Here is a 13,068-nt window from a genome sequence, read left to right as displayed (position 1 = left end):
AATTGCCTAAAAATCTGTGATATGCGCCATCGCAAGCACGGCCTCGACGAGGCGGCCCATCCGAGCCACCAGGACAACAGACAGACCCGAGGCCATGGCGTCGATCGTCCGACTTGCGCTGGTTCGCCCCTACACGTTCGTCGTAATGTCGATCTTGATCCTGATCTTCGGGATCATGTCGATCTTCCGGACGCCAACCGACATCTTCCCGAGTATCGGCATCCCGGTCATCAGCGTGGTCTGGCAGTATGCCGGCTTGCCGCCCGACGACATGTCCGGCCGCATCGTCTCCGTCTTCGAGCGGGTGCTGACCACCACCGTCAACGACATCGAGCACACCGAGTCGCAATCGGTTCCCGGCTACGGAATCGTGAAGATCTACTTCCAGCCGACCGTCGACATCACCGCGGCCCAGGCGCAGGTCACGTCGATCTCACAGACGATGCTCAAGCAGCTCCCGGCAGGCATCACGCCGCCGTTGATGCTGACCTACAACGCGTCGAGCGTGCCGATCATCCAGCTCGCCCTGTCGAGCAACACGCTCTCCCAGAGCGACTTGCAGGATCTGGCCCTGAACTTCATCAGGCCGGCTCTGACCACGGTGCCCGGCGCGCAGATGCCCTATCCGTATGGCGGTGTGGCGCGTCAGGTGCAGATCGATCTCGATCAGTCCGCCCTCCATGCGCACAACCTGTCGGCCACGGATGTCGGAGCCGCCCTCGCGAACCAGAACCTGATCACGCCGGTGGGCACCCAGAAGATCGGGTCCTTCGAATGGATCATCGATCTCAACAACTCGCCGAAGACGATCGACGAGTTCAACAATCTGCCGATCAAGGTTGTCGACGGTGCGACCGTGTTCATCCGGGACGTCGCGCATGTCCGCAACGGGTCGCCGCCGCAGACCAACGTGGTCCAGCTCGACGGCAAGAAGGGCGTCCTGCTTTCGATCATGAAGATCGGCAGCGCCTCGACCCTCGACATCATCGCAGGGATCAAGGAGCGGCTCCCCGCCATCCAGGCGACGCTGCCACCCGGAGTGGATCTGAAATACGTGGCCGACCAGTCCGGCTTCGTGAAGGGCTCGGTTGTGTCGGTCGTGCGCGAGGGCGTGATCGCGGCGACGCTCACCGGCCTGATGATCCTGGTCTTCCTCGGCTCGTGGCGCTCGACGCTGATCATCACCGTGTCGATCCCGCTCGCCGTGCTCTGCGCGCTGATCGCACTCTCGGTGCTCGGTCAGACCATCAACGTGATGACGCTCGGCGGCCTCGCCCTCGCGGTGGGCATCCTCGTCGACGACGCCACGGTGACGATCGAGAACATCAATCGGCACATGGAGGAATTCGGCGAGGACATCGTCACGGCGATCACGCTGGGCGCGCAGGAGATCATGCCGCCCGCCACCATCGCGCTGTTCTGCATCTGCATCGCCTTCGTGCCGCTGCTGGCGCTTGGCGGAGTCGCCGGCTTCCTGTTTCGGCCGCTGGCGATGGCCGTCGTCTTCGCGATGATCGCGTCCTACGTCCTGACCTACACCGTGGTCCCGACGCTCGCGCGCTTCCTGCTGGCGCATCAGGCCCAGCACCATGCTCCGGGTACCGACGGGGCGCCGAGCAATCCCGGGTTTTTCGGCCGCTTCCAGCAAGGTTTCGAGCGGCGTTTCGAGAGCTTCCGGCAGGCTTATCTCGGCCTGCTCGGCCTGGCGTTGACGCGCAAGTATCACTTCTCGCTGGGCTTCCTCGGCGTGGTGGTCCTCTCGTTCGGCCTTCTGCCCTTCCTCGGGACGGACTTCTTCCCGACGACCGATGCTGGCGCGCTGCGCATCCATCTCCGGGCGGCGACGGGCACGCGCATCGAGGAAATGACGGCGTTGACCGGTCGCGTGGAGCAGCGGGTGCGCGCGCTGATGCCGCCGGATCGTGTCGCGAGCGTCGTGAACAACATCGGTCTGCCGATCAGCGGCATCAACATGTCCTACGGCAATAGCGGCACCATCGGCACCTTCGACGCCGACATGCTGGTGACCCTGCACGAGGGCGAGACGTCGAGCGCCGAGCTGACCAAAGCCCTGCGCGAGCGGTTGCCGCGGGACTTCCCCGGCATGACCTTCTCGTTCCTGCCGCCGGACATGGTCAGCCAGATCCTGAATTTCGGCTCGCCGGCCGCGCTCGACATCCAGATTGCGGGCGCCAACGCGGAGGGCAATCAAGCCTATGCCTACCAGCTGCTGTCGCGAATCCGGCACGTCGCCGGCGTCGCCGATGCCCGCATCCAGGAGCAGGCCAGGGGGCCGGGCCTGAGGCTCGACTTCAATCGCGAGTTCGCCGGCACGGTAGGCCTCACCGAGCGAGATGCCGCCGCGAGCATGCAGGCCAGCCTCTCGGGCAGCACGCAGACTGCACCGACCTACTGGCTCGATCCCAAGAACGGCGTCTCCTACTCGGTTTCCATCCAGACGCCGCAATACGCGATCGACACCCTCGGCGACCTCCGCAACGTGCCCATCACCACCGCACGCTCGATGCAGCTCGTCGGAGGCCTGTCGAACCTCACGCCGCAGCCGCAGAGCGCCGTGGTCACGCACTACAACGTCGCGCCGACGGTCAACATCCTGGCGGCGACGCAGGATCGCGACCTCGGCAGCACAGCCGCAGAGGTGCAGCGGATCATCGACGAGACGAAGGGCAGTCTGCCGAGGGGATCGACCATCTCCATCCGCGGGCAATCCGCCACGATGGCGAGCGCCTACAAGCAACTGCTCATCGGCTTGGCCTTCTCCATCGTGCTCATCTATCTGCTGATCGTCGTGAACTTCCAGTCGTGGCTCGACCCGTTCGTGATCGTCATGGCGCTGCCGGCGGCGCTCGCCGGGATCGTCTGGATGCTGTTCGTCACGCAGACCTACGTCTCGGTCCCGGCACTCACTGGCGCGATCATGTGCATGGGCGTGGCGACGGCGAACTCGATCCTGGTGATCAGCTTCGCGCGCGAGCAGCTCAGTGCCGGCCGCGACGCGGTCCAAGCGGCGCTCGCAGCCGGTGCGACCCGTCTGCGTCCAGTCGTCATGACGGCGCTCGCCATGGTGATCGGCATGGCGCCGATGGCAATCGAGCCTGGCCAGAACGCGCCACTCGGCCGCGCCGTCATCGGTGGCCTGCTTTTCGCCACGACCGCAACGCTGCTCTTCGTCCCGGTGGTCTTCAGTATCGTGCATGGCCGCGCCAAAAAGCGCGCCGACGCGGATCTGCCCGCCGCCCTCCCGTCCCCGTCCGTCTGAGCCGCACGCCATGCATTCCGCCGAAGGCACCATCACGGCTCCCGCGCCCTCGAAGCGCAAGCTCTTCCTGCTGCTCTGCGGCGTGGCCGTCGGCGGTGCCTTCCTCGCCTATTCCGGCATCACCGGCCGGGCGAAGGGCATGCAGGAGACGGCAGCCTGGACCGAGGCCCAATCCATCCCGACGGTGAGCGTGGTCCAAGCCAAGCTCGGCCCGCAAAGCGAAGACTTGACGCTGCCCGGCTCACTCGCCGCCATCGCCTCGGCGCCGCTCTACGCCCGCGCGAGCGGCTACGTCAGCGCCTGGAACAAGGATATCGGCGCGCGCGTCAAAAAGGGCGACGTGCTCGCGGAGATCTCGGCGCCCGACCTCGACCAGCAACTGGCCGAGGCGCGCGCCACGCTGTTGCAGCTCGACGCGGCCGTGCAGCAGGCCCAGGCCAATTCCGACATGAGCGAGGCCACCAACCGCAGGACCTCGCGGCTCGTCCAGCAGGGATGGTCGAGCGAGGAGCGCGGCGATACCGACCGCTTCACCGCCGCGTCACGGACCGCGGCTCTGTCGGTCGCCAAGGCGAACCTCGTCGTGCAGAAGGCAGTCGTCGGCCGGCTGGAGGAGCTTGCGCGGTTCAAAGAGATCAAGGCGCCCTTCGACGGGATCGTGACCGCTCGCGCGATCAATGTCGGCGATCTGCTCACCGCCGGCGGCACTGCGGGGCGCCCGCTGTTCCGGATCTCCGACATCCGACGTGTGCGCATCCATGTAGACGTTCCGCAGGCCTTCCTCGCCGCGATGAAGCCCGGCCTGAAGGCCTCCCTCACCGTTCCGGGCCACGAGAAGAGCTTCGAGGCGGCGGTGACCTCGACCGCGAACGCGGTCTCCGAGGAATCGCGCAAGGGACTGGTCGAATTGCAGGCCGACAATCCGAACGGCGATCTCTGGCCGGGCGCCTTCACGCAGGTGCAGTTCCATATCCCGTCGAACCCGGACACCCTGCGCATCCCGGCGACGGCGCTGATGTTCAACCGGAACGGCACCTTCGTCGCAGAGGTGCAGGCCAACAAGGTCGAGCTGAAGCCGGTGAACCTCGGCCGCAATCTCGGCAACGACGTCGAGGTGCGCAGCGGCGTCATGATGAGCTCGCGGCTGATCGATAATCCGCAGGAGTTCCTGACCACGGGCGATGCCGTTCACGTGGCCGGCGAGCCGCTCGGCCAGCACACCGCCTCGGCGAACTGAGCGCGGTTCGACACTCCGTCGTCAGTGAAGGCGAAGCCTCACGAGCGCCAGCGGAGTTCCTGTCGGCTGAGCGGGTTCTCGAACGAGCGTCCGGCACGCGCCGCCTCCAGCGCCTCGCGCTTCAGGCGGAAATACCATTGCGAGGGCAGATCGCCCTGGCCGAGCAGTACCATGGTCGGCTTGCGGTCGAGGCCGGCCTGGGCGTGCTGCAGCACCTGCTGGTCCTGGGTGAGGAACTGCCTCATCAGCGGCCGTGCGACCGGCTTCAGAAGGTTGAGCAGCGGCATGCTCCAGTAGAGCGCGTTGGTGAGCATGGTGCGGTTGTTCGAGAGCGGCGTCGCGAAGGTATAGTTCGCTACCCGCTTGTCGCCGGCTACGATCCGCTCCAGTCGCACGCCTGGCAGCCGGAACTCGATCTCGACGTCCGGTACCCCACCGAGCAGCTTGTAGACCGGCGAGGATTTCGTGGTCGCGTGGCTCGACATGACGAAGCCGTGCGGCACCGGGATGAAGGTCTTCACCTTTTCGCGCAGTTCCTTGGACGGCCGGAACCACCAGGAATCGTGGACGAAGGCGACATGGCCGGGATCGACCAGGCTGAGCGTCGTCAGGTCGAAGCTCGCCTCCACAACCAGCTCGACCACGAGGCATCCGGCCGCCTCGAAACCGAGTTCGGGCACTGCTGGGATATCTTCGGTGACGGCCGGCCCGAGATAGGGATTGATCCAGAGAAAGCCGGCGCTCTCGATCACCGGGAAGCGTTGCACGACGATGCGGGAGAAGTCGGAGGAATCGGTCTCCGACAGGGTCGGGACGTCGCGGCATCGGCCATCTGTTCCGAAGCGCCAGCCGTGGAAGGGGCACATCACGGTGCTTCCGTCGAAGCGGCCCTTGGAGAGCGCCATCCCGCGATGGGGGCAGCGATCGCGCATCGCGAAGAGCGCACCGGAGGCATCGCGGCCGACGACGATCTGCTCGCCGTTCAGCTCCACCGGCCGCATACCACCCGGCTTGAGCGTTGCCGCCTGCCCGATGCAATACCAGGCATTCGGCAGCGGCTCGCGCATGGCCTTCGGATCGAGGGCGTCCGTTACGGTGTCGTCTGCGGCGCGCGTCGTCGCGGCGAGCATGCGGGGCCTGCTGCGTCTGAGGCTGCGCCGGCGAGGCGCGGTCGAGCCCTCTTACGCCGCCGCCGGAGGCGTTGCCAGCAGCGTGGCCCAGCACCCACTTGTGCGTTGCGGCGAGAGAACGCAGGCGGGGGGCTTTACGAAAGCCGCCCGCACTCCCTACCTTCGTAGTCCCAGCAACGAACGAAAGGAGGTGATCCAGTGTCTCATTGTCATCAGCCGCTGTCGGCGACCAAGACCTGGACCGTTACCTCCGGCGAGAGCATCTAGCTTTCGCGGGATACGCGACAGGTTTCGTCGAACCGCGGTTCGACAATGGAAGGGCCGCCCTCATCGGGGCGGCCCTTCGGCTTTTCGGGGTGTTGGATCGGGTCAGCGAGCGCCGTTGAAGAGCGGCTGCATCAGCGCCTCGCAGCGAGCCTTCCAGAGGTCGCGCTCTCCGCGCAGGTCTTCGAGCTTGCCGATCTCCTCGCTGACATGCGCGCGCAGCTCGCGGACCTCCTGCGCCAACAGGATCTGGAACTCGTCCTGGCGATCCGCGGCGAGCCGCAGCTTGGCCTTCAGCATCATGTTCTCGGCGATCAGCTCGGCGACCTCGTCGTCCTGGGCCTGTGCCTGAACCTGGGTCTGAGCTTGCTGCACCTCGGCCGGAACAACGAGGCGCGGCGCCCAGCCGCTCGGCTTCGATTCCTCGACGACGGGCTGCGGTGCCTCCGGCTCGGGCTGGCGGGCCTCCGGCGTGGTCGCCCTCATGGCGGCGAGCCAGTCGCGCAAGGGACCCGACTGAGCGGCAGACCGGCTCGTGGTGTCGTGTAGAGAAGAGTTACGAGCAGGTTCCGACATCGGCTGGATCCTCGATTTCGAGGCTATTTCAACCAGACATGCTTAATGAACGGTAAAGGTTAACACGCCTGAGGGCGTGCCGGTGCGGGATCTTGACTTACACGCCCGCAGGGCCTACCGCCCACGGCTCAATCCGACGACATGTCGTCACCGAGAGCCGCCGACTGGCCCGAGAGGCCGGAGGTCAACGCCCGACAGCGCGTCTGCGCCCTCGGGCGGGCTTTGCGTTGGCGGTACGGCGTCCTCACCGGCGAGGCGAGCAGCAGCCCATGGCGCCTGCAAGCGAGACCACCCTGCGCATCGAGGATGCGATCAACGAGAATTGCCCCTGGTCGGGCAAGCCGATCGCGGCCGACTCGCTGACGCTCTACAACGGCGCCGTGGTCGGCTTCTGCAATCCCGACTGCCGGGACAAGTTCGCCCGTGCCCTGGCGAGCTTCGAGGATGCGCTGCAGGCGCGCCGCGCGGCGAATGCCGGCATCTATCAGTAGGCGACCGGAACCCGCATGTTCGAAGGCCTTTCCGACCGCCTCTCCGGCATTCTCTCCGGGCTTACCCGCCGTGGCGCCCTGACGGAGGCCGACGTCACCGCCGCGATGCGCGAAGTGCGCCGTGCGCTGCTCGAGGCCGACGTCTCTCTCGAAGTCGTCCGCAGCTTCACCGATGCCGTGCGCGAAAAGGCCGTCGGCGCCACGGTCGTGAAGTCGGTCACGCCCGGCCAGATGGTCGTGAAGATCGTCAACGACGAACTCGTGGCGATGCTCGGCACCGAGGCCGGTGTCATCGATCTCAACGCCCCTGCCCCCGTCGCAATCCTGATGGTCGGCCTGCAGGGCTCGGGCAAGACCACCACCACCGCCAAGATCGCCCGCCGGCTGAATCAGCGCGACAAGCGCAAGGTGCTGCTCGCCTCCCTCGACACCCGCCGTCCGGCGGCGATGGAGCAGCTTGCAGTTCTGGCCAAGCAGGTCGAGGTCGAGAGCCTGCCGATCGTCGCCGGCCAGACCGCTGTGCAGATCGCGCGGCGTGCCATGGAGGCCGCGCGCCTCGGCGGCTTCGACGTGGTGATGCTCGATACAGCCGGCCGCACCACGGTCGATGACGCGCTGATGGCCGAGGCCGCCGAGGTGAAGGCCGTCGCCAAGCCGCACGAAGTGCTGCTCGTCGCCGACGCCCTCACCGGCCAGGACGCCGTCAACACGGCGCGCGCCTTCGACCAGCGCATCGGCGTCACCGGCATCGTCCTGACCCGGATGGACGGCGATTCCCGCGGTGGCGCGGCGCTGTCGATGCGCGCCGTCACGGGCAAGCCGATCAAGCTCGTCGGCGTCGGCGAGAAGGTCGACGCGCTCGAGGAATTTCACCCGGCACGCGTGGCCAACCGTATCCTCGGCATGGGCGACATCGTCTCCCTCGTCGAGAAGGCGGCGGAGACCATCGACGCCGAGGCGGCGATGCGCACCGCCGAGAAGATGCGCAAGGGCAAGTTCGATCTCGAGGACTTGTCCATGCAGCTCGCCCAGATGGAGAAGATGGGCGGCATCGGCGGCCTGATGGGCATGCTGCCCGGCATGGGCCAGATGAAAAAGCAGGTCGAGGGCGCCAACCTCGACGAGAAGATGTTCAAGCGCCAGCGAGCGATCATCTCCTCGATGACCGCGCAGGAGCGGAAAAACCCCGACATCCTCAAGAACAGCCGCAAGAAGCGCATCGCAGCCGGTTCCGGCGTCGACGTCTCGGAGATCAACAAGCTTCTGAAGATGCACCGGACCATGGCCGACATGATGAAGGCGATGGGTTCGGGCAAACGCGGCATCGGCCAGGCGCTCGGCTCGATGTTCGGCCTCGGTGGCGGCATGCCTGGCGGGCTCCCCGGCGGCATGAAGATGCCGGCCGGCATGCCCGAGCCGACGCCGGAGCAGATCGAGCAGATGCAGAAGCAGTTCGGCGGCAAGCTTCCGCCCATGCCTCCGGGCCTGGGTGGCGGGATGCCGAAGATGCCCGGCCTGCCGGGCCTGGGCGGACCCAAGCTGCCGGGCCTCGGCGGCTTCATCCCGGGGAAGAAGAAATGACGATCCTGGCTGCACAGGGCGTCGACCCGGAACTCGTCCGTCTGCGCGACAGCATCGACAATTTCGATGCGGCGCTGATCCACCTACTCGCTGAGCGCTTTCGCTGCACGCAGCGGGTCGGCGAGCTCAAAGCTCGCAAGGGTATGCCGGCCTCCGATCCCGACCGGGAGGCACGACAGGTGACCCGACTGAGAAAACTCGCGGTCGATGCCAAGCTCGACCCCGACTTCGCCGAGAAGTTCCTGGCCTTCGTGGTCAAGGAAGTCATCCGGCACCACCAGACGATCGCACTCAATGCCGATCTGAACAACGACACCGAAAGGAAAGACTGATGTCCCTCAAGATCCGCCTCACCCGCGGCGGCGCCAAGAAGCGCCCCTACTACCGCATCGTCGTCGCCGACGCCCGCGCACCGCGCGACGGCCGCTTCATCGAGAAGGTCGGCGCCTATGACCCGATGAAGGCCAAGGACGATCCGGCCCGCGTCGTGCTCGACACCGACAAGATCACGTCCTGGCTCGCCAAGGGCGCCCAGCCGACGGACCGTGTCCTGCGCTTCCTCGACCAGGCTGGCCTCGCCAAGCGCCCGGCCCGCAACAATCCGCAGAAGGCCGAGCCCGGTGAGAAGGCCAAGGAGCGTGCCGCCAAGCGCGCCGAGAAGGCCGCCGCCCCGGCCGAAGACGCCGCAGCGTAAGCTGGACCGACGTCCCTCCCCCTTGCGGGGAGGGATCGAGGGTGGGGGTCGTGCCGACACGCCGATGGCGGCAAACGCCCCCCCGACCTCTGCCTGAAAGGGCAGAGGGAATAGCTGCCCCACCTTTCGAGATCTCTACATGCCCCGTCGCCCCGGCCCCCCATCGCGCGCCGCGAGCGAGCCACGGTCGGTCCCCGAAAATCTCGTCATCCTCGGCGAATTCGGCCGCGCGCAGGGCCTGCGTGGCGAGATTCGGCTGAAATCCTATACGAGCGACCCGCTCGCCATCGCCGGCTATGGTCCGCTCCGCGCGGCCGATGGGCGAAGCTTCGTTCTCACCGATGCCAAGCTGGCACCCGGCTCTTCGCCCGACCTTCTGGTGGTTCGCGTGCAAGGCGTGATCGATCGCACCGGCGCCGAGGCGCTGACGCGCGTCGCCCTCTACTGCGATCGGGACAAACTCGGGACGCCGCAGGACGAGGACGAGTTCTTCGCCGCCGATCTCGTCGGCCTCGACGCGGTGGACGTAGAAGGCCTCGCGATCGGCACCATCGTCGCCGTGCCGAATTACGGCGGCGGCGATCTCCTGGAGATCCGGTCCGCGACCGGCGGCGCCACTGCGCTGTTGCCCTTCACCAAGGCGTTCGTGCCGACACTCGACGTCCCGAACCGCCGCGTCGTGGTCGACCCTCCCGAGGATTTCTTTGCGCCGGCTGGACCCAAGCCTGCCGACGAGCCGGATTGATCGAGAACGCGCCTACGGCGCTTTGATCTCCATCCCGGCCCGGGCTGCGCGCAGGGCATCCGGTTTCAGCGCCATCGGGCCGTCGAAGGGCCGTTCGTGCAGGGCGATCAGCCCGAGCGTCGAGATCATCGCCGCCGCGAAGAGCAGCAGGACGGTCGCCTGCGCGCGTGGCTTCTCCAGGTGAATCAGCGCGAGCGCAACGAGTGTCAGCGCGGCGAGCACCAGCAGCGTCAACCACTTGGTCTCGTCGCCCTGCGCATCCGCCAAGGCGAGGCGCTCGCCGCGTGCCGAGCGCAGGTTCATCACCGCATCGAGCAAGGCCGATTGCGCGGCCGGACCCGACTCGGCGCCGGCCTTCGGGTCGGCGACTGCCTGGAGCAGCCGTCCCAGTGCCGCGCCGGCGCGCTGCGACGCGTGGCCAGTCTCCGCCATGGCCGGCCATTCGTCTCCGATCACGGCATCGAGGTAGTTGGCGAGGGAGGCCCGGATCCCGCTCATGTCCGAAACGGTCGCGATGCTGAGATCGTAGACGGCGCGGGCATTGGCGCGTTCGGACTGCACGACGCGCGAGGCCTGGCGCTGACGTTCCCAGGCATCATTGGCGACAAAGCCCGTCAACAGCGCGAGCAACACCGAGATCGCGCTGAAATACGGGGCGACAATCCCGGTGCCGCAGGCCTGCATCAGCGGGCGCGAGCGCCGCCACAGCGTCAACACTGATAGGATCGCGCAGAGGCCGAGAAACGGCACGGCAAGCAGGGCGAACATCAGCCAGACGGGCTGATCGAGCCAAAGGCCGAGGATCATGAGAGCATCCGGGGGTGGAACCGGACAAGCTACCCTGGGAATCCTCGCAAGCCGTGAACGGCGTCATGCCGTTTGTGAAAAGTCGCTTGCGTCAGTGAAAGCGAAGCGCTGGGCCGATCTTCCTCAGTCCCTTTTCTTTCGCGTCGTCTCGTCCTTGCAGGGCGTGATGGTCGACGGATCGGGCCGCCCCTCGGGGGTTGGCGCCTCGAAGATCGCGAGATAGCCGACGCCGCCCTTCAACGTCGCGAGACTCACCTCCTTGTAGCCGGCGGCAGCGAGCTCACAGCGCAGCAGCTTCGGCGGCGTCCCATGCTTCGAGGGGATGTCGTCGGCATCGACGATCCCAACCCGTCCGCCCGGCTTCATCGCAGCCGCGAGGTTGTGTAGCAGGCCGTAGGGCTGGCTGATCTCATGATACATGTGAACGAGCACGGCGGCATCGAGTGAGGCGGCCGGAAGCCGCGGATCATGCGCCTCGCCGCGCACCACTGCGATGTTGGTCTGTCCGCTCTCACGGACCTTCCTGTCGAGCTCGGCCAGATAGTCGGGCGTGATGTCCTCCGCGAGCACCCTACCGCTCGGCCCGACGCGCTTTGCGAGCCGAAAAACGTAGTAGCCGTTGCCGGCGCCGATATCGGCCAAGGTCTGGCCTTCGCGGATCTTCATGAGCGCGGCGACCTGCCCGACCTCGTCGGCCTGGTTGCGCCGCTTCTCGAGCGCCCAGGCCGGTGAGACGATTTCGGCGACCGGACGATCAGGCTTCGGGAAACGGTCGGCCGGCAGGCCAGGGGGCGCCATCGGTTGGACGTCCTCGGCGACGGCGCTGTTCGCGAAAGCGGCCGTGAGGGCGAGGATGGCGAGCGCGCGAAGGATCATCAGGCGAGCATAACCCAACGGCGGCTTGGATGCCGCGAGCACATTTGACGCCCGCCCGCGCGACGCGCCATGGGAGGCCATGACCACCGACCCTGCGCCCTGGCGCGCCACCATCCTTACGCTCTATCCAGAGATGTTCCCCGGGCCGCTTGGGATCTCCCTCTCCGGCGACGCGCTCACGCGTGGCACCTGGGCGCTGGAGGCCCGTCAGATCCGTGAGCACGGCATCGGACGCCATCGCAGCGTCGACGACACGCCGGCTGGCGGCGGCGCCGGCATGGTGCTGCGCTGTGACGTGCTGGCCGCCGCCATCGACGCGGTCGTCGCCCCCGACGATCCCCGTCCTCGCCTGCTGATGTCTCCGCGCGGAAAACCTCTGAGCCAGGCGCGGGTCCGCGCGTTGAGCACCGGACCCGGTGCGGTGATCGTCTGCGGCCGCTTCGAGGGGGTGGATGAACGGGTGATCAGCGCACGCGGCCTCGAAGAGGTGTCCATCGGCGACTACGTGCTGTCCGGAGGTGAGATCGCGGCCCTCGTGCTCGTCGATGCCTGCGTGCGGCTGCTGCCCGGCGTGATGGGCAAGGTCGCATCGGGCGAAGACGAGAGCTTCGAATCCGGGCGCCTCGAATATCCGCAATACACACGGCCCCGCGAATGGGAGGGGCACGCGATCCCCGACATCCTCAATGGCGGCAATCACGGCGCCATCGCGAAGTGGCGGGAGGCGGAAAGCGAGCGGCTCACGCGGGAGCGGCGGCCGGACTTGCTGACCCGCCGCAAGGATTAGGCGACCGATCACAACGATCCGCCACCCGCCGGATCGGAGACACAAAAAAGGCGGCCCGAGAGCCGCCTTTTCGAACATCCTTTGAGGTTCGCGGCTCAGGCCGCTTCTGCCTCGCCGCCCTGAACCGGGCCGGAATCCTTGCCGCGGGCATCGACGTCACGGTCGACGAACTCGATGACGGCAAGCGGGGCGTTGTCGCCCTTGCGGAAGCCGGCCTTCATGATCCGGCAGTAGCCGCCCGGACGCGAGGTGTAGCGCGGGCCGAGCACCGTGAAGAGCTTCACGACCATATCGGCGTCACGGATCTGGCCCATGGCGAGACGACGGGTGTGGACGCTGTCGATACGGCCGAGCGAGATCAGCTTCTCCATGACCGGACGAAGGTCCTTCGCCTTCGGCAGGGTGGTGACGATCTGCTCGTGCTTGATGAGCGCTGCGGTCATGTTCGCGAACATGGCCTTACGATGCTCGGTGGTGCGATTGAAGCGACGACCGCGAAATCCGTGACGCATGGTGGCTATCCTTTTTTCTCACGGCCGCCGTGCCACGGTACGGCCGAGTGCCCCACGATTGGGGCTCCTTCTGATGTTATCCGCTTGA

Annotated in this window: 13 protein-coding genes; 8 read left to right on the top strand and 5 right to left on the bottom strand. The window is 66.8% G+C overall.

Annotated features, from left to right (window positions below):
• Nucleotides 1-94: 94 nt before the first annotated feature.
• Nucleotides 95-3,280: an efflux RND transporter permease subunit gene (locus GGR33_RS16175; protein ID WP_183507053.1), complete on the top strand. Its 3,186-nt coding sequence runs from the start codon at nucleotides 95-97 to the stop codon at nucleotides 3,278-3,280.
• Between the two features lie 10 nt (nucleotides 3,281-3,290).
• The gene (locus GGR33_RS16170) at nucleotides 3,291-4,517 is read left to right on the top strand and encodes an efflux RND transporter periplasmic adaptor subunit (RefSeq protein ID WP_183507051.1); all 1,227 of its coding nucleotides are present in this window, start codon (nucleotides 3,291-3,293) and stop codon (nucleotides 4,515-4,517) included.
• A 38-nt stretch (nucleotides 4,518-4,555) separates the two neighbouring features.
• Here the strand turns inward: GGR33_RS16170 and GGR33_RS16165 are convergent, their stop codons facing one another.
• The gene (locus GGR33_RS16165; RefSeq protein WP_183507049.1) at nucleotides 4,556-5,647 is read right to left on the bottom strand and encodes an aromatic ring-hydroxylating oxygenase subunit alpha; all 1,092 of its coding nucleotides are present in this window, start codon (nucleotides 5,645-5,647) and stop codon (nucleotides 4,556-4,558) included.
• Nucleotides 5,648-6,016: 369 nt separating this feature from the next.
• The gene (locus GGR33_RS16160; RefSeq protein ID WP_183507047.1) at nucleotides 6,017-6,487 is read right to left on the bottom strand and encodes a hypothetical protein; all 471 of its coding nucleotides are present in this window, start codon (nucleotides 6,485-6,487) and stop codon (nucleotides 6,017-6,019) included.
• Between the two features lie 269 nt (nucleotides 6,488-6,756).
• Here GGR33_RS16160 and GGR33_RS16155 point away from each other — a divergent pair, with 269 nt between their 5' ends.
• From GGR33_RS16155 to rimM, 5 genes are all read left to right on the top strand, one after another.
• Nucleotides 6,757-6,978, top strand: coding sequence for an eL24 family ribosomal protein (locus tag GGR33_RS16155; RefSeq protein ID WP_183507045.1), 222 nt, complete (start codon nucleotides 6,757-6,759; stop codon nucleotides 6,976-6,978).
• A gap of 15 nt (nucleotides 6,979-6,993) precedes the next feature.
• Nucleotides 6,994-8,559, top strand: coding sequence for a signal recognition particle protein (gene ffh / locus GGR33_RS16150; protein WP_183507043.1), 1,566 nt, complete (start codon nucleotides 6,994-6,996; stop codon nucleotides 8,557-8,559).
• Complete coding sequence (locus tag GGR33_RS16145; RefSeq protein WP_183507041.1) at nucleotides 8,556-8,891, top strand: chorismate mutase; 336 nt, start codon at nucleotides 8,556-8,558, stop codon at nucleotides 8,889-8,891. The genes ffh and GGR33_RS16145 overlap by 4 nt, the downstream gene beginning before the upstream one ends.
• On the top strand, nucleotides 8,891-9,253 hold the full coding sequence (rpsP, locus tag GGR33_RS16140) for a 30S ribosomal protein S16 (RefSeq protein ID WP_183507039.1): 363 nt from the start codon (nucleotides 8,891-8,893) through the stop codon (nucleotides 9,251-9,253). Before GGR33_RS16145 ends, rpsP begins: the two co-directional genes overlap by 1 nt.
• Nucleotides 9,254-9,392: 139 nt before the next feature.
• Nucleotides 9,393-9,998 (top strand): ribosome maturation factor RimM, encoded by a 606-nt coding sequence (gene rimM, locus GGR33_RS16135; protein ID WP_183507037.1) that lies wholly within the window; start codon nucleotides 9,393-9,395, stop codon nucleotides 9,996-9,998.
• 12 nt (nucleotides 9,999-10,010) lie between these two features.
• Here the strand turns inward: rimM and GGR33_RS16130 are convergent, their stop codons facing one another.
• Complete coding sequence (locus tag GGR33_RS16130) at nucleotides 10,011-10,805, bottom strand: bestrophin-like domain (protein WP_183507035.1); 795 nt, start codon at nucleotides 10,803-10,805, stop codon at nucleotides 10,011-10,013.
• Between the two features lie 123 nt (nucleotides 10,806-10,928).
• Nucleotides 10,929-11,681, bottom strand: coding sequence for a class I SAM-dependent methyltransferase (locus GGR33_RS16125; RefSeq protein ID WP_183507033.1), 753 nt, complete (start codon nucleotides 11,679-11,681; stop codon nucleotides 10,929-10,931).
• A gap of 79 nt (nucleotides 11,682-11,760) precedes the next feature.
• Here GGR33_RS16125 and trmD point away from each other — a divergent pair, with 79 nt between their 5' ends.
• The gene (gene trmD, locus GGR33_RS16120) at nucleotides 11,761-12,468 is read left to right on the top strand and encodes a tRNA (guanosine(37)-N1)-methyltransferase TrmD (protein WP_183507031.1); all 708 of its coding nucleotides are present in this window, start codon (nucleotides 11,761-11,763) and stop codon (nucleotides 12,466-12,468) included.
• A gap of 95 nt (nucleotides 12,469-12,563) precedes the next feature.
• Here the strand turns inward: trmD and rplQ are convergent, their stop codons facing one another.
• Nucleotides 12,564-12,980 carry a 50S ribosomal protein L17 gene (gene rplQ / locus GGR33_RS16115; protein WP_183507029.1) on the bottom strand — a complete coding sequence of 139 codons (417 nt, stop codon included), beginning with the start codon at nucleotides 12,978-12,980 and terminating at the stop codon, nucleotides 12,564-12,566.
• Nucleotides 12,981-13,068: the final 88 nt, after the last annotated feature.

This window comes from Methylobacterium brachythecii (genome assembly GCF_014196345.1).
GTDB lineage: Bacteria > Pseudomonadota > Alphaproteobacteria > Rhizobiales > Beijerinckiaceae > Methylobacterium > Methylobacterium brachythecii.
Note: the sequence above shows the minus strand (reverse complement) of the source record. Positions and strands in the feature narration are given on the sequence as shown.

Bases quoted from the DNA above. Each gene is read 5' to 3' on its own strand.
- GGR33_RS16175 (WP_183507053.1), top strand. From the start codon at position 95: ATGGCGTCGATCGTCCGACTTGCGCTGGTTCGCCCCTACACGTTCGTC.
- GGR33_RS16170 (WP_183507051.1), top strand. From the start codon at position 3,291: ATGCATTCCGCCGAAGGCACCATCACGGCTCCCGCGCCCTCGAAGCGC.
- GGR33_RS16165 (WP_183507049.1), bottom strand. From the start codon at position 5,647: ATGCTCGCCGCGACGACGCGCGCCGCAGACGACACCGTAACGGACGCC.
- GGR33_RS16160 (WP_183507047.1), bottom strand. From the start codon at position 6,487: ATGTCGGAACCTGCTCGTAACTCTTCTCTACACGACACCACGAGCCGG.
- GGR33_RS16155 (WP_183507045.1), top strand. From the start codon at position 6,757: ATGGCGCCTGCAAGCGAGACCACCCTGCGCATCGAGGATGCGATCAAC.
- ffh (WP_183507043.1), top strand. From the start codon at position 6,994: ATGTTCGAAGGCCTTTCCGACCGCCTCTCCGGCATTCTCTCCGGGCTT.
- GGR33_RS16145 (WP_183507041.1), top strand. From the start codon at position 8,556: ATGACGATCCTGGCTGCACAGGGCGTCGACCCGGAACTCGTCCGTCTG.
- rpsP (WP_183507039.1), top strand. From the start codon at position 8,891: ATGTCCCTCAAGATCCGCCTCACCCGCGGCGGCGCCAAGAAGCGCCCC.
- rimM (WP_183507037.1), top strand. From the start codon at position 9,393: ATGCCCCGTCGCCCCGGCCCCCCATCGCGCGCCGCGAGCGAGCCACGG.
- GGR33_RS16130 (WP_183507035.1), bottom strand. From the start codon at position 10,805: ATGATCCTCGGCCTTTGGCTCGATCAGCCCGTCTGGCTGATGTTCGCC.
- GGR33_RS16125 (WP_183507033.1), bottom strand. From the start codon at position 11,681: ATGATCCTTCGCGCGCTCGCCATCCTCGCCCTCACGGCCGCTTTCGCG.
- trmD (WP_183507031.1), top strand. From the start codon at position 11,761: ATGACCACCGACCCTGCGCCCTGGCGCGCCACCATCCTTACGCTCTAT.
- rplQ (WP_183507029.1), bottom strand. From the start codon at position 12,980: ATGCGTCACGGATTTCGCGGTCGTCGCTTCAATCGCACCACCGAGCAT.